The 14,457-nt window shown below is 59.2% G+C and carries 13 protein-coding genes and 4 pseudogenes; 8 read left to right on the forward strand and 9 right to left on the reverse strand.

Going from position 1 to position 14,457, the window contains the following annotated elements; all coding sequences use genetic code 11:
• A partial coding sequence (locus AC1DS3_RS28110; protein WP_477128395.1) for a hypervirulence associated TUDOR domain-containing protein occupies positions 1 to 131 on the forward strand: 131 nt, incomplete at its 5' end.
• A 19-nt stretch (positions 132 to 150) separates the two neighbouring features.
• Here AC1DS3_RS28110 and AC1DS3_RS28115 read toward each other — a convergent pair.
• Positions 151 to 582, reverse strand: a complete 432-nt coding sequence (locus tag AC1DS3_RS28115) for a hypothetical protein (protein ID WP_441639802.1) — start codon at positions 580 to 582, stop codon at positions 151 to 153.
• A 36-nt stretch (positions 583 to 618) separates the two neighbouring features.
• On the opposite strand from AC1DS3_RS28115, the gene AC1DS3_RS28120 reads away from it, so the two are divergent.
• Both AC1DS3_RS28120 and AC1DS3_RS28125 read left to right on the forward strand, forming a co-directional pair.
• Positions 619 to 1,137, forward strand: a complete 519-nt coding sequence (locus AC1DS3_RS28120; protein ID WP_441639803.1) for a DUF4142 domain-containing protein — start codon at positions 619 to 621, stop codon at positions 1,135 to 1,137.
• A 191-nt stretch (positions 1,138 to 1,328) separates the two neighbouring features.
• On the forward strand, positions 1,329 to 1,526 hold the full coding sequence (locus AC1DS3_RS28125; protein WP_477128396.1) for a cupredoxin domain-containing protein: 198 nt from the start codon (positions 1,329 to 1,331) through the stop codon (positions 1,524 to 1,526).
• 224 nt (positions 1,527 to 1,750) lie between these two features.
• Here the strand turns inward: AC1DS3_RS28125 and AC1DS3_RS28130 are convergent.
• From AC1DS3_RS28130 to AC1DS3_RS28145, 4 genes and pseudogenes are all read right to left on the reverse strand, one after another.
• Positions 1,751 to 2,317, reverse strand: a pseudogene (locus AC1DS3_RS28130) (ISKra4-like element ISBte1 family transposase); the annotation flags it as partial.
• 194 nt (positions 2,318 to 2,511) lie between these two features.
• Positions 2,512 to 2,784, reverse strand: a complete 273-nt coding sequence (locus AC1DS3_RS28135; protein ID WP_441639805.1) for a hypothetical protein — start codon at positions 2,782 to 2,784, stop codon at positions 2,512 to 2,514.
• Between the two features lie 1,420 nt (positions 2,785 to 4,204).
• Positions 4,205 to 4,444 carry a hypothetical protein gene (locus AC1DS3_RS28140; RefSeq protein WP_441639807.1) on the reverse strand — a complete coding sequence of 80 codons (240 nt, stop codon included), beginning with the start codon at positions 4,442 to 4,444 and terminating at the stop codon, positions 4,205 to 4,207.
• Between the two features lie 1,130 nt (positions 4,445 to 5,574).
• Complete coding sequence (locus AC1DS3_RS28145; protein ID WP_441639808.1) at positions 5,575 to 5,733, reverse strand: hypothetical protein; 159 nt, start codon at positions 5,731 to 5,733, stop codon at positions 5,575 to 5,577.
• 30 nt (positions 5,734 to 5,763) lie between these two features.
• On the opposite strand from AC1DS3_RS28145, the gene AC1DS3_RS28150 reads away from it, so the two are divergent.
• Complete coding sequence (locus AC1DS3_RS28150) at positions 5,764 to 6,732, forward strand: diacylglycerol/lipid kinase family protein (protein WP_477128392.1); 969 nt, start codon at positions 5,764 to 5,766, stop codon at positions 6,730 to 6,732.
• Positions 6,729 to 7,583 carry a metallophosphoesterase family protein gene (locus AC1DS3_RS28155; RefSeq protein ID WP_477128393.1) on the forward strand — a complete coding sequence of 285 codons (855 nt, stop codon included), beginning with the start codon at positions 6,729 to 6,731 and terminating at the stop codon, positions 7,581 to 7,583. The genes AC1DS3_RS28150 and AC1DS3_RS28155 overlap by 4 nt, the downstream gene beginning before the upstream one ends.
• Before the next feature lie 266 nt (positions 7,584 to 7,849).
• On the opposite strand, the gene AC1DS3_RS28160 is transcribed toward AC1DS3_RS28155, so the two are convergent.
• Positions 7,850 to 8,956 (reverse strand): hypothetical protein, encoded by a 1,107-nt coding sequence (locus AC1DS3_RS28160; RefSeq protein ID WP_477128394.1) that lies wholly within the window; start codon positions 8,954 to 8,956, stop codon positions 7,850 to 7,852.
• An 833-nt stretch (positions 8,957 to 9,789) separates the two neighbouring features.
• Here AC1DS3_RS28160 and AC1DS3_RS28165 point away from each other — a divergent pair.
• On the forward strand, positions 9,790 to 10,158 hold the full coding sequence (locus AC1DS3_RS28165) for a BON domain-containing protein (RefSeq protein ID WP_441639812.1): 369 nt from the start codon (positions 9,790 to 9,792) through the stop codon (positions 10,156 to 10,158).
• A gap of 25 nt (positions 10,159 to 10,183) precedes the next feature.
• On the opposite strand, the pseudogene AC1DS3_RS28170 reads toward AC1DS3_RS28165, so the two are convergent.
• Together AC1DS3_RS28170 and AC1DS3_RS28175 are read right to left on the reverse strand one after the other, a co-directional pair.
• Positions 10,184 to 10,625: pseudogene (locus AC1DS3_RS28170) on the reverse strand (RsbRD N-terminal domain-containing protein); the annotation flags it as partial.
• Positions 10,626 to 10,673: 48 nt separating this feature from the next.
• Positions 10,674 to 11,222, reverse strand: a pseudogene (locus AC1DS3_RS28175) (Crp/Fnr family transcriptional regulator); the annotation flags it as partial.
• 331 nt (positions 11,223 to 11,553) lie between these two features.
• On the opposite strand from AC1DS3_RS28175, the gene AC1DS3_RS28180 reads away from it, so the two are divergent.
• On the forward strand, positions 11,554 to 11,757 hold the full coding sequence (locus AC1DS3_RS28180) for a response regulator (protein WP_441639814.1): 204 nt from the start codon (positions 11,554 to 11,556) through the stop codon (positions 11,755 to 11,757).
• 351 nt (positions 11,758 to 12,108) lie between these two features.
• Here the strand turns inward: AC1DS3_RS28180 and AC1DS3_RS28185 are convergent.
• A pseudogene (locus tag AC1DS3_RS28185) lies at positions 12,109 to 12,314 on the reverse strand (TonB-dependent receptor); the annotation flags it as partial.
• 383 nt (positions 12,315 to 12,697) lie between these two features.
• Here AC1DS3_RS28185 and AC1DS3_RS28190 point away from each other — a divergent pair.
• Positions 12,698 to 13,249 (forward strand): hypothetical protein, encoded by a 552-nt coding sequence (locus AC1DS3_RS28190; protein WP_441639815.1) that lies wholly within the window; start codon positions 12,698 to 12,700, stop codon positions 13,247 to 13,249.
• Positions 13,250 to 14,457 lie beyond the last annotated feature (1,208 nt).

Raw genomic sequence — 14,457 nt, forward strand, 5'->3', positions numbered from 1 at the left:
CAAAAAATGTCGATTACAAGGGATATACGCACCATGCGAGCACCGATTACCCTCAGTATGAGATCAAGAGTGACAAGACTCACCACATCGCGATGCACAAAGGCGCTGTGCTAGCGAAGAAAGGCAATTGAGGCATTGCAGTCCGGCAAGCTAGGCTTTGGTCGAAACACCCAAGGCCTGGTGGCCGACGGCGTTGCCGGATGACTGGTCCGCATAGCCCCGGCCTGCGTGGTAGCCGATGGAGATCAGGACGCGCTGAAGATCAGCGCCGATGAAGATAAGGGAGCAGGCGTATTTGGCTTCCGCGGGTGTCTGGGCCTGTAAGTGCATTGCAGCAAAATTTGTCACCCACGGCACAGCAGCCTGCCATAGTTTGTCTCTCGCTCGTGACGCCGCTTCAGCAAATCTGTTCGTCAAGGCATTTTCTGGTGTGGCCCGCTTCGCACCGGCATGTAAATTGTCTTCGCCTAGCCTATATTCGATGTGCTGCCGTAGCGCCTTTAGGGATAGCCCAACGCTTCTGCGGGTGCCGTTAAATCCATGCACGGAATCGGCACCAAAGCCCACTGCCACGCGGGGCAAGAATGCGTGGCTAACTCCTCGCCGAGGAGCAGAACAATGAAAAGCATCTCCATAACTCTGGGTGCGATCTTGGCCGTCGTCGCAGTTGGAGCCGCAGCCCAAACACCCAACGACGCGCAGATTTCCGCGATCGTCGTAACCGCAAACCAAGTCGACATTGACGCGGGAAAACTGGCGGAGAAGGACGGTCACTCTCGCGACGTAAAGGCTTTCGGAAAACAGATGGTCACTGACCATACCGGTGTGAATAAACAGGCAGTGGCACTGGTCAAGAAGCTAAAGGTCACTCCGGAAAAGAATCCAACGAGTGAGAGCTTGCAGTCCGGCGGCGACGAGAACATAAAGACCCTGAAGGGACTCAAGGGTGCGAGTTTCGACAAGGCATATATTGACCACGAAGTAACGTATCACGAACAAGTGATTGATGCACTCGACAAGACGCTCATTCCCAATGCTCAGAACGATGAGCTAAAGGCGCTGCTGGTTGCTGTGCGCCCCGCGTTTGTGGGGCACCTGGAGCATGCGAAGAAGATCCAATCGTCGCTCGGCAAGTAATTCTCTGCATGAGCATGACGTCGATGCGCCAACTACCGACACGACCCGATGGGCGGCGGCGAAGACTCCTGCTCGCGGTTGCACTAGTCCTTGCGTGGGGCTTGCTCTGCGTTGGTCCCAGCGCAATCGCGGCCGAGAAGACGGCAAGACACACGGTGGTGATCCAGGGCGCGAAGTGTGAGCCCTAGGCCATCCGCGTCAAGCGAGGCGATACGATTATGTGGGTCAACAAAGATCCGTATCCCCATACCGTCACCGCACCAGGGGTGTTCGACTCGCGCAGCATCGTTGCTGGCGGGTCGCGGCGATCTATTGCGCACAAAGCAGGCGAGTTCCCCTATGCCTGCACGCTGCACCCGAATATGAAGGGTATGCTCAAAGTCGAATAGTCGGCTATATCGAGCGTGCGACTCCGGGTGGTTGTGTCTTCTGGCTACAAGCGTGTCCGCAGGTAAGTGTCAGCGGAACCCGCGTGGCGAGTAGCGGGCGGTGATGAGAAGGCAACGACTTCACGGTAGGCGGGAGTGAAGCGATGGTCGGTACTAGCGGACGAGCAGGGGCAAGGTATTGCCGACACAATGAGGCCTTCTGGGAGACCTTGCCAAAGCGAGGGCTAAGTGGCGACGCGATGAATGCATTCACCAGCGATGGAGGGATGCCATCGCTCGAAGTGAGACCGGAACCGGTCATTAAGCAAGGCGGTCCGGATTTGCAGAAGCGTATGCGCTCGCTGTTCATCCGTTGCCGCTTAACAAAGCGCTTGCTGAGCACCAGGTTGACGACCGACTCGACGAAACCGGAGGCAATCGGCTCCCCATGGCGATATTGATCAATGTAGTTCACGATGAAGCGCTGGTTGTTCTCCAGGTAGACGATGAATTATCGAGCTTGGCAAGGAGCTTCGCCTCCTCGGGACTGGCCTCGGCATCGAGATCCCAGCCGAGACTATCCAGCCGTTGCAATGCTGGATAGGGCCAGCCGTGCCAGAGGTGCCCCTTGGCCCCTCGCAGCGCCTTGATCAAGGTCGCGTTGCTCGGGCCTTCGCCGTGTGCTAGCCGGCCCTTGATCATCTGTTCAAGGCTCTGCACTCGCATGGCGAGTGGAACCAATCGAGGATACATTCGACACGGTCACCAAAACCCATTTGAGCACGCCGGAGAGTATCGCCGCCATTCGAAAGAAGGGGTAATCGTACTTTTCGTGCATGTATGGATCCGCGACGCCTTTCAACGGGTCACATAGTTTTTGCCGGTGTTTAATACGAGCGAAACGGCTTTATCAACTTGAAGCGCGAGGCGTTGGAGGTGATACCTCGCGTCGGGCGTGGGTGACACCGACGCGCAGCCGTATGCGCAGGTCGTGCAGCATACTGGATCAGTCAGCGGCAGAAGAGCGACGCGAACTCGCGTCTTCCGATAGGCACTCCCAACTGATAAACGAGACCGCACCGAAAAACACGAATCCGACAAGGCAAATCAACGCATCGACCGGGTCGATTCCCTCGTCGGAGGCCACTCTGAAGAGCTGCCACCCGACCAAGCCAATCCAGATCACCGCCGCCAAAGCGCTAATGACACCTAGGCTCAAGCAGAGCCTCGAAACCATCGCGCGCCATGGCAGGTGGAGCGAAGCGATGATCGTATTCATGGAATACTCCTTGCTCTATGTAACGAGCAGCTTGTCCGCTGGCGTGGATGGCCCGGTGGTAGTTGTAATTGGCGTACCGAAGAGGCAATTCTGTTCTCCTCTGATACCTACTTGGCCCCAATGACCTGTGATCGCCTGCTTCCGGAGTGGTCGCCAGTGTTCGATGCGCGTGGCGAATTTCTCTAAAGGTGAATCCGACTCGGATAGCGATGACGAGCTCTCCACCTTGGACGACGGCCTTACCTCAATCCCAAATAGCCAAGCAAGAACAGAACAATAACCACAGCTCCGACAAGCCAGACGATGTTCATGACGCTCTCCTTAAATTTCCCACTAGCTTAAACGGTTGTGCGATGCGTGGGCCACGGACCCACTCACGAAACGTGCAGCGAGAGCTAGCGCTCCGTCACAACACAGACCTGCGGCGCTGCTAGTTACGGGATGTGCGAGGATTACATGCCTCGTGTGCGCGATCCTAGAACATCGCTGGTGCGCGCAGGGTGTAGTAGAACCCTCTCACATGCCACACGGGTGCGTCTGTACGGTAGCAGTCAAAACGCCCTTCACCCGATGCGTCAAGTCGCTGTTCCTGTCCCCTTGGGATGATCAAGTCACTTAGGCCGGCCGCAGCACGCGCCATGAAAACTGAGACCTTGCAGATCCAACTCAACACGCGATATCCGAATGATGAACTGCGAGATCGGGGACGGGAATGATGCTCCAGTCGTGTTCAGCGGCCGCTTGCTCACACTAAACACGGGCGTCTGCGTCCAGACAGGTCCAGCAGTTTCGGGGGGTGTCCTCAATGCATTTGAGTGACAACCTGTCGCACAAATGATGGTGTAGGAGTAGCCGACGCCGGGGCGATCGGCCACCGAAGCCCATGCCGCCCAACTGACGAAGGCGGTGAACGCTTCAACTCCCGCGGATCCGTGATGAGGATCGGTGCCAACCTGCCGTTMGCTTCGGAGTGTTGGGAAGGATCGGTCCAGTGATTGATTGCAGGCGATGGGCCCCTGCTCCGCAGGCGTCAGCGTGAGTACGTCGGTGGCGTTGTAACGTCTTAAGCATCGGTTGTGTTGTGGTGGCGCCGGCGCGGCCGTGATCTTCAGCCGCCTGATAGAAGTGGCCGCCGCTGGCCGTTGTGCTGAGCGGAAGCGGGCATGGCCCCGCACCGCGCCCGCCCCGGCTGCTCACACCTTCCCGCTGGCCCCTTCGCAGGGCGGCCCGAGTTAATGCCGATCTTGCCCTTCTGAATACTGAAGGACTATATCCTCGCCCTAACTTTCCAGGCGCGCTCGCGCGCCACTTGGATGAGCGATGGCCACATCGCAGTGCGGCGCACGACCAGATCGAAGGACAGGGGAAGAGCCGCGTAACAGCCGCGCAGCTCTCTTGTGGATGTCCGAAGGTCCAAGGATTACGTGCCGGTCACGTAGACTAAAGCCGCCAAGTCCGCGCCGATCACGTTGGTCTGGATCGTCGGACTTAGGCACAACTCCTTTACCAGCCAAGACTTGCCGGCGGCGTCCGGCAGGCGAATGACCACGCCAATAGCGAGGTGGGGGATGGGCGCGTCTGCGGTCAACTCAGCCACGAGAACAGGAGCGCCGGCGGGCGTGGCGTTGGTTACATCAATGAAGGTGTATTTGAAGGCCATAGGATCTCCTAGGTATTGTCTGTTGCCGCACCAGAGCCACGACGTTTCATTTTCAAACAGCTGCTTCTTGGTGAATGGCTGGAGAAATTGCTTCGTTACTGGATCGGCTCCGGTTTGGCGAGCCAGCAACGATCACTGGCCACAACCCGGCGCGCAAAATTTGCGGCACTTTGAAAGCACCGTCGGCCCTGGAAACTAACTCCACCATTATTTTGGTCCCCACTTGGTACGATACCGGCCGAGGGCGCGGTGMTCGCCTACCCAGAGTCCGCGCTCGCCTCATTTAGCCCTTCGGCCACTCGCTCGGAGCATGACCACTATTTCATTAGGTAAATCACAATGACAATCACCGCGATTGCCGCGAGGGTAACGAGAACGAAGGGAAGCATCGGCTTGTCCAACAACTGGCTTCTTCAGTCTCGTTTACACCACACGCAAATGCTATCGGGCACGCACTGATTTCATACCGGATTCGTCCTACAAATCTCGGTCTATGCGGGGCGGCATGGCGGCAGACCGGATAGCGAGCCTGTCGGATCTGGGCTGATCTGGACTTCGGTGCGTGGGCCGCACGTATTGAGTTGGGATCCCGACCGTGCACGTCGACAATGATGCCGGGCGGCTACCCTTTGAGCTCTGACCGAGCCGCCGACGAGTCCGTGCCCGGGTCCCCGCCCAGGCGTGCGCTCGTCGAACGTAAGTTGCCTCCACTGGCCAGACCATTGAACCTAACAATCGCGTGACGATCCTTGCGGCGATATGGTGCGTCTGCGGAGGCACGGCCGGCGGGGATGGTGCGGCATCACCGCTTTTCCGGGTCTGGCAATTTGCCGGCGGCGGCGTGTATGCGGGCTTTACCGAGTGTTCGGCAGCCCGACGACCCCTTTGACTGTTTCGATACCGCAATCGGCCACCGCACGCGGGATGCGCCTCTGCCGCAAGTCCTCGCAGATGTGACGCGTGACAGCCTTCACCTGGTGCGATCGAGGATATGTTCACCTCAGTGGCTCCGATCAAGCCCGCATTCTGCAGCTTCAAGGCCGATTGGGTTACCTCGAAGCGGCGAACCCKAAGCGTATTTGGGATCAGCTCCTGTGTCATCGTCATCTCGTTTGGATGGCAGGTGATGCTCAGTAGCAGCAGCCAGGCGACGGCGGGGGCGCCCAGAACGCGTCGACACGGGACTGCAGCGCGGCCGTGACGGCGTCCGTCCGCAAGTCATAGACCACGTATTCGTGGTAGTGCTTCTCGATGCGCCGCACCATATTGTTGGCTTCGAGGGCTATCATGTGTCACCACGTTTACTGGCCGACGCCTAAATGCCTCCCACCCCGGTCGACGCTGCAGCGCCATTTCATATCGTCCTGAATGTGGGGTCCGGCAGCAACGATGCTGCCGCCACGCGCAGCACGATCGAGACCATCTTGGCCCGCGCTAAGCGCGAGCACCACGTGCGCATGATCGAGCGGCCCGAGCAGATAGACCAAGTCGCACGGCAGACCGTCGATGAAGCACGCTCTCGCGGCGGCGTGGTGGTCGCGGCCRGCGGTGACGGCACGATCCGCACGGTCGCCCAGGCGACGCTCGGAAGCGGTTGCCTGTTCGGCGTGCTGCCACAAGGTACCTTCAACTATTTCGGCCGGACCCATGGTATCCCGGCCGACACGGCTGATGCGACGCAACTCCTGCTGTCGGCACATGCGTATCCTGTACAAGTCGGGCTGGTCAACGATCGCGTATTCTTGGTCAATGCGAGCCTTGGACTCTACCCGGAACTGCTCGAGGACCGTGAGGCCTACAAGCGAATATTCGGCCGCAGCCGAATCGTGGCGGTACTGTCGGCACTGGTCACGCTGCTGCAAGAACATCGGTCGTTGCGGTTGCTAATTGAGCACGATGGAGACACACGCCCGATGCGCACGCCGACGCTGTTCGTCGGCAACAACCGGCTTCAACTCGAGCGGATCGGCATTCCGCAAGCGTCGGAGCCGGAACATGGCTTACTCGTCGCGTTGACGATGCGACCGGTCGGCATGCTGACACAGTATTGGCTGATAGTGCGCGGTGCGCTCGGCAAGCTTGGCACTTCCGACGACGTGATCAGTTTTGCCTTCCGGCGGATCACGGTCACGCCCTCAACGCGCCGTCGAGCGCGCGGCATGAAGGTCGCGACCGACGGCGAAATCGTCTGGCTCCAACCGCCCTTCGAATTCCGGGTCGCAGCTGAGCCGCTCTATCTGTTGAAACCCGAGCCCTGCGGCGCACCGTCGCCTTCTAACCGCTCATGACCTTGCTACTTCAGATTTCCGATCCCCACTTCGGCACTGAACTGCCAGACGTCGTTGAGGCGCTGGTGCGCCTCGTGCACGAAGCCGCGCCGGAACTGGTTGTGCTATCCGGCGACATCACGCAACGCGCGCGACGCAAGCAGTTTCTCGCCGCGCGCGCCTTCGTCGACCGGCTCCACGTCGCCGCAATGCTGATAATCCCGGGTAACCACGATATTCCGCTGTTCAATCTAGGCTCGCGTTTGTTCCACCCGTATGCGAACTACCGCCAGGCATTCGGCGATGAGCTCGAGCCGATATTCGAATCGGACCAATGGCTAGTTATCACGCTGAACACCACACGCTTCTATCGCCACAAGAACGGCGAGGTGTCCACCGAACAGGTCGAGCGCGTTGCGGCGCGTCTCGAACAGGCTGCCGAGACGCAGTTGCGCGTGGTGGTCACGCACYAGCCGGTCGCGGTGACCAGTGCGCACGACAAGACGAATCTGCTGCACGGTTGCGCGGCGGCAGTGCACCGCTGGTCGCAGGCCGGCGCGGACTTGATCCTTGGCGGCCACATCCACTTGCCTTTCGTCACCGCGCTGCACGAGCGCTTTGCTACGCTGCCCCGCAAGGTCTGGGCCGTGCAGGCCGGTACGGCGGTGTCGTCGCGCGTGCGCGTCGAAGCCGGCAATTCTGTCAACCTAATTCGCCGCGAGTCGTCGGCCAGTCGACGGCGCAGCGCGTTGGTAGAACGCTGGGATTACGTCGACGGACAGCACCGCTTCCAGCGCGTTGACGTTATCGAATTACACTTCGATGCGTCGCTCGAACGTAGACTGAGGGATGGTACTAACAGTGCGAGGTAAACTGGGCATTCGTACGGCCAAGATATCGGCCGGCCGGCCGGTCGCGAGCGGAACTGGAAAGCCCCGGTAACGCAATTCTCGGATGAAGGGAACGGTAGACCTCGACTATGAGAGCGCCTGTGAAGATGCGTCTGAGCTTGGAAACGGCGAATACGCCTTTTCTTGCTCGCTCCCGCAATTTGCACCAGAGCCAAATTTAGGGCTTACGGTGCCTCTCGAACTACTGAGCCAACTCCCCATAATGCAGTGATGGCAAACATGTTCAATTAGCGTCCATTCGGACCATGCTCTTCGTTCCTGTTCTCGCCATGCTTGTCCTGCGGTCCACTCTGGGGGTGTTGCATTTGTGACGGCGGTTGCGCAGAGTGCGTCTGATGCGTTGGTTGTGCGGGGGGCATCTGCTGCACAGCTTGCCCGGTTTGTGACTGCGCTGGCTGCTGTTGCCGTTGCTGATTCGGTTGCGAATGCTGCTGTTGAGTCGGCAATCGCTGACCGGGCGCTTCCTGCTGCGGCTCGGGGCGCGCAATGTCCGCGCTGCCGTGCTGTTGAGCACGCTGCATGGTGTCCTGTGGTCCAGGCTGGGGGCGTTGCATTTGCGGTGGCGGCTGCACAGAGTGTACGGTCTCTGAAGGCGGCATCTGCTGGACAGGTTGTCTGGGTCTCGGTAGCGGAGGTTGAACCTGCTGCGGTTGCGGATTCGGCTGCGAATGATCCTGTTGTGTCGAAGATCGTTGCTGCACAGGGGCTTGCGGCTGCGGCTGGACGCGGAAGCTCCCCGCGTTGCCCTGTTGTTGATAATGCTGCTGCGTTACGGTTTCACGCGGCTGGTAGTGGTAGTTCTCGGATCGAATCGCATTTTGTTGTTCTGTTGYGCGAGGATATCGGACCCCCGAATACTGCCGCTGGTAGTCGGGCAACCGTGCGGAAGGTGGAGCGGTGCGATGGTCCCATTGGTCCCACCCGCTTCGACGATCTTCCCAGTCGCGGCCCCAGTGCTCACCCCAGCGTGGTGGTGCGCCAGGATCCCAGCCGCGAAAGTACGCTGGAGGTCTCCGATAGTAGCGGATCGGAATGCGCAGCACGAACAGCGGCACATCATAACGTCCCACCAACTGCCACGGCCCGTTGTACCAGCTACTCGCATACCAGCTATCTCCCTGGTACACCCAGTACAGGCCGTCGTAGAAGAAGTAATTCGATTTCAACTGAGGGGCATAGTAGACGGGATAGCCCGGGACCGGGACGAGCGCCGGATACGCCGGCAAGTTAATACCAATGCTGACGCCACTCGATCCGACGTATACGCTGGTCTGAGCGCTAACTGAACTCAGCGGGCAGAGCACGATCGACAACGCAATAAGCAGGCAACGCATTTTCGCTCTCTATATTCAGCAATTACTTCAGCGTAAGCGCAGCGCGCGGCTGCTCATTACCCTAGGTCAACGGTTCTGGGCGGTACGGGCCGCGACGGAAGCAACGTGGGCGAGCGCAGCCTCAGCGACGATCCGCCTCACCTCAGTGGCATCGCACTGCGGTGGAGCTTTTCACGGCGAGTCGTGTCAGTGATTGGTACTCCCCTTTTTGCCACCAATCGCTCCGGTCCTGGTAGAGCCGCGTTTGAAGTGAAAGTAGATGGGAACTTGAATCGAGTCGGTACGCTACCGTGCAATAGCGGTGGCTCTCAGTTCGCAGGTGGATTTTGGCGAAGTCAGGTCGGCCCCGCGCTCTACGAAATCAGGCAAGAGGTCCGCGTAGATCATGGCGATTGCCTTCATGGACTTTCTTTTCAGTGAAGGAGCTGTTGGCCTCAGTGCCCCTCGAGAGTGATGCGATCTTTCCACGCGCCACCACAGGGGAATCTTGTAGAGCATATCAACCAGTTCCCGACCATGGCAATCGTATCTCTGCTTCACGTGATGGAACCCGACGACGAAGTGCATGCTCTGGATGGGTCACACGGACAAACGAAGACCACCCCAGGAACAACGGTCAGCGAGTTCCAAGTGTGCATATGAAGTTCACCGTGTCCGCCATCGTACCGACTTCAAGATGAAATGGTGTCAGCCTGAGTTCTTCGGGGGAGCTGCGTGACGAAGGAGCGGATCTTTCGTGATGCCAAGCCGGCCGGCCGCCATTTTCAGGGCAATTTGATTACCGGAGCACTCCGTCTGCAATCACTGATTCGATCCAAATCGAGGTAGTTCAAATGAAATCCAGCCCTCTCATCAAATTCGCCACGGGCGCCGCATGCATCATGCTCGCGGCGAGCTTATATGCTCCGCTTAGCCAAGGTGCAACTGACGCCCCGGCGGCGTCGCCCATGAACCCCAATCCCACGCATGAGACGGCTGGTGAGGGCATCAACGATACGGCGATCACGACCAAGGTCAAGGCTAGCCTGTTCGAGCAAAAGAATCTGAGTTCGACCAACATCCACGTGCGCACCCGCGAAGGCGTGGTACGGCTAACCGGCAGCGTTCCGTCAGCGGCACAGAAGCAGACGGCAGCCGATGTTGTCCACGGGGTCGCCGGCGTGAAGTCGGTAGAGAATCAACTACGCATCCACAAGTCGTGATGTTCGGACAGCGCCCCGCGAGTAGTAGGGGGCTTCGCATGTCGTGCCCCAGCATTCCAAGAAACAAGTTGCGAGCCTGGTCCACTTGCGCAGTGAAAAGACCGATCGATCGGGCGATTCAGGCTGACAATCGTCTATCCATAGACGAAGAACGCTTGCACGCAGAGCCCGGTACTCAGCGGCCAGTTGATTGATGTCGAAGCCGCTTCGCAAGCGAAGATGGGCATGCGTCTGTGCTGCGGTTTCCGTAGCGTCGAGCAATTGGGGGGCCATCCCCCTCGACTGCCTGGGCTATCTTGGTCTGGAAAGTAGACGAATCCTTTGCGACTGCCCGCAGAATTTGCTCCGTGTGGTCGCGCAATGCGCTGGTTCATACTCGCCGCGGCCGGCAATTGGGTACCCGTAAACGCTTCCCACTGCACCAGGATGGTCTCCATGTCGCGCAGAATGAAGTCAGCCAGTCGCATTTTTGCCATGGGGACCCGGAGTGGTTCGCACGTGCTAACCTGACAGGCTCAAATCGCTCGTAGGTCGGGCAACAGACGATCGCATTCTTGCTTCACGACGGCATAGCATTCGCACACGCGCTGCTCCAGCCCAGGCCGGTCGAGTACCTCGATATGCCCATGGTGGTAGCGGATCAGGCCGGCGCTCTGCAGTTTCAGCGCCGCCTCTGTCACGCCAGATCTTCGCACGCCCAGCATGTTGGCGATTAACTCCTGTGTCATGCGCAGTTCGTTGGACGGCAAGCGGTCCATGCTCAGCAACAGCCAACGGCAAAGTTGCTGGTCGATTGAATGATGTCGATTGCAGACAGCGGTCTGCGCCATTTGCGTGATCAGTGACTGCGTATAGCGGAGCAGCAGTCGCTGCATTGGGCCACCTCGATTGAATTCTTGCTTCATGGCGGCGCTGCTCAGCTTATAGGCACGGCCAGCGCTTTGCACGATCGCACGGCTCGGTGTGGTTTCCCCTCCCATGAAAAGGGCAACCCCCACGATGCCTTCATTACCGACAATCGCAATCTCGGCTGACGAGCCGTCCTCCATTACGTAGAGAAGAGAAAATCTAAATATACGCCGACTAGCGAACGACTAGAAAGGGATCTTTACCAGATACCGGGCACTCCAAAATTCTTCTTACGCGGCCGGCCTTGGCATTGCTAGAGTGACCCATCAGGCGCGGCCACGGCCGCTAGGGTGCGGCGTCGGATCTCGCCCTCGACCCCACGCCACCCTCGGTGCTAGCAAGGTGCTTTTCGCCGCACTACTTCGGCCACCATCCAATGCCGTAGGGTCGTCGACTGCGCGGCACCGCGGGCCGCTTTGCCAGCACGTTGGTCAAGTCGCCGCCGAGGGGCACGCCGCGCTGGATTACACTTTCAGGCCCGACGTGGTGCTTCTGGATATCGGCTTGCCAGACATGGACGGCTATGAGGTGGCGCGCCGAATCCGATCTATGCCCGGTCACGCCCACGTGCGGTTGGTCGCTTCGTTGGTCAGTAGGGTCGGCACGGCAACCAGCGTGCGCAGCGATTGTGGAACACCTCAAGGCCAGGTAACTTCTTCGCGCCAAACCTCCAGGTCACTGCGCGATTGACGAGCGCGGTAGCGACAGCGCGCACCATGAGGTTCCAGGCACCCCAACATCGCACGGCCGCGCTAGAGGCGACCTCGCGGGTGGACCCGCGTTGCCCAATTAGGGCAAATTATTCCCGGCCAATAATCATTGGCCAGCCATAATTTTTCGTAAATGCTCCTTGCATCACAGCCTTGGGGCAGGCTGCACGCCTCGCCGTGCGCTCTCGTCAAGATTGATGCGCGCGGCGTACCCAATCATGCTTTGGGCGCTCGACTAACATTTCCTTAGACATGGCCAATTTGTCGGTCGCGGCCTCGCTCCAATGTAGCCCTGCATCCGCTTCGGCCTCGCCCACTCAGAATTTCCAGTCACCCCAACCCGCATCGTCCGCGGCTCCGCGGGATGGAGATGGTGGTCATTGATGCCGGTGGGCGCGAAGTTGGTGTCGACCGGCGAGGTCTGGCCCTTGAGCAGGGAGGCATAGCAGTAGTCGATATCGTTGACTCGCTTGTCCAGCACGTTGAGCACGTCCGCAAAGATCCACACGATTTGTGCACGCGATAGCCCACCTTGACTACGCTTTCGACCGGTGGTCCRCCTGACCGCAGGGCCGGCGCGCCAGTCCGACCGAGCACAGTGCCTAGCATTCTGCGGCTGGCCGGCATAGTCGCCTGTGCACATATGTCCGCTATCGTACCGACAGCACTGCGGACTATATGTCAGCCTTTCTGGTTAGTTTGACGCCGAGTCGTGCAGATGCCCGGGAACAACCGAATCTAACGGAGATGCCTCGCGAAGGACACGACGACACAGGAAGGATATAGATTATCGGCGCGATTCATTGCTTGGAAATCACATTGTGGATCAGTGCTGCCGGGCACTCACACTCAATGCTGAATTTGAGCACCAGACGTTTGTTCATATGCTCGGTAATTCACTCATATTAAGGAGAAAGATCATGGACAAGGTTACCGTCCGGGCGAGTTCTGCACTTGCACAAGCCTTGGCCGCGGGTGCGAAGGCAGATTACGACGCCGCGCTGAAACAGGCCGACGCTGATTACAAGACAGCGAGCAACAAGTGCGGCGACAGGAAGGGCAACGACAAGGACGTCTGCAAAGCCGAGGCGAAGCGGGATCGAGATGTTACGAAGGCCAACGCCGATGCCTCGCGCGACGGCACCGCAAAGGCGCAAGCGAAGGCACACAAGGTCAAGGCCGACAGAGACTATGACGTGGCTAAGGAAATGTGCGGCGACGACAGGAAGGGCAACGACAAGGATGTTTGCTTGAAGGAAGCCAAAGTTGTTCACGAGAAGGCGCTTGGCGCGGCCAGGGTCGAGAAGGCCGCCTCAACCGGCTCCAGCACAGATGTCGCGGCGGCTCGTCGCGAAGCCAAGAAAGACACCCTGGACGCAAAGTACAGGGCCGACAGGGAGAAATGCGATGCCATGTCCGGCGATGCCAAGGACAAGTGCACGGCCGATGCGAAGGCGAAGTACGGCAAGTAGTCGGGCAGAGCTTGGCGGTCACTCCCCTCTCCAATCTTCCTTAAAGCGAGTTAGCGCGCGCGAGCTGTGGCTCGGGATCTTTGCTTCGCACAACGAATTCGCTGTGCGTATCATCAGCATGTCCCGGAAGGTGAACTGGTATTGACGACGTACCCCTCGCATCGGGGCGACGACGTCGTCCACGATTGGCCTAGCGGCAACGGAGACCTTGATGCTCAGGATGGCCTGGCGTTTCCGTAGGATGTATGTGGTCATTGGCGGGTCACTTCTTCTCGGCAGCGCGGCGGGGGGCTGGCGTCGGGGCCGCCGTCGCCTGCGAGTCGAGCGGTCTTCGACTTAGGGGCGGTGCCCGGGCCGAAGGAGAGTCGTCCCGGGAGCTTTCCGGCGGTCTCATTTGCGCTCCAATACCACGGCTCCGGCGACTGCCAACAAGGCGACCAGTACGGTGACTCGGCTGAGCTTCATTGCTGGCGACTCTGTTTGGACACCAATCGGTATCCTCGCTTCAATGGCGATTGCGCCCTGGCGGGATGATGCGGAACCGTCAAAGCAAATGCCGCTGACGATGTCGGTAAGAGCACTGGCTCGCGACGCCCTGCGCGATCGCCATCGCAAGCTTGTCCGTCGCGGGCGACGGCTGCACAAGCTGGACGCGCCGCAGCGCCATCTTGCCCGTATTGCCGCAAAGCCGGCACGGCAGGCGCCGGGGCCGCCTATCCTACTAATCCGAAGGCCAGAACGAGCGGAAGTGGCCTGCCCGGGTGGCCGCGCGGTCCAATCCTGTTTCAAGGAGATTCAAGCTTGTTTACCCGACAGTCCCAGCGAAATTCGACGCCACGTGCGTGCACGTAGGATGCATGCCGATAGCTAGGCACGCCGGGGTAGCCGAGGATTACGGTAGACGCGGTTCGAAGTCCTGGTTCGAGGCGCAGATGATCGCGTATGAGCAGCAACGTTTCTGGCGCGTTACCTCATTCAAGGCCAAACCTACCGCAGTTCAAATGCGCGAGCCCACTCCACTTCGGGTAGAACGGATAAAGGATGGTTTTCCCTCTAGGCGTGTTGCGGCCTATGGGGATAAACCTCACTGGTGGCACCGGGCGCAAACGTTCCTTACTCAATGACAGGCGCCAGCGCGTTGAGCAATGTCTACCACTTGGTGTCACGCTCCCAAGCTTTCATTTCTTCCTCAGCCTGTTCCTTCGTAT

Source organism: Cupriavidus sp. 01L46 (assembly GCF_056399905.1).

Coding starts and splice junctions, on each gene's coding strand:
- AC1DS3_RS28165 (WP_441639812.1), top strand. CDS start 9,790: ATGAAATCCAGCCCTCTCATCAAATTCGCCACGGGCGCCGCATGCATC.
- AC1DS3_RS28140 (WP_441639807.1), bottom strand. CDS start 4,444: ATGGCCTTCAAATACACCTTCATTGATGTAACCAACGCCACGCCCGCC.
- AC1DS3_RS28120 (WP_441639803.1), top strand. CDS start 619: ATGAAAAGCATCTCCATAACTCTGGGTGCGATCTTGGCCGTCGTCGCA.
- AC1DS3_RS28190 (WP_441639815.1), top strand. CDS start 12,698: ATGGACAAGGTTACCGTCCGGGCGAGTTCTGCACTTGCACAAGCCTTG.
- AC1DS3_RS28145 (WP_441639808.1), bottom strand. CDS start 5,733: ATGATAGCCCTCGAAGCCAACAATATGGTGCGGCGCATCGAGAAGCAC.
- AC1DS3_RS28135 (WP_441639805.1), bottom strand. CDS start 2,784: ATGAATACGATCATCGCTTCGCTCCACCTGCCATGGCGCGCGATGGTT.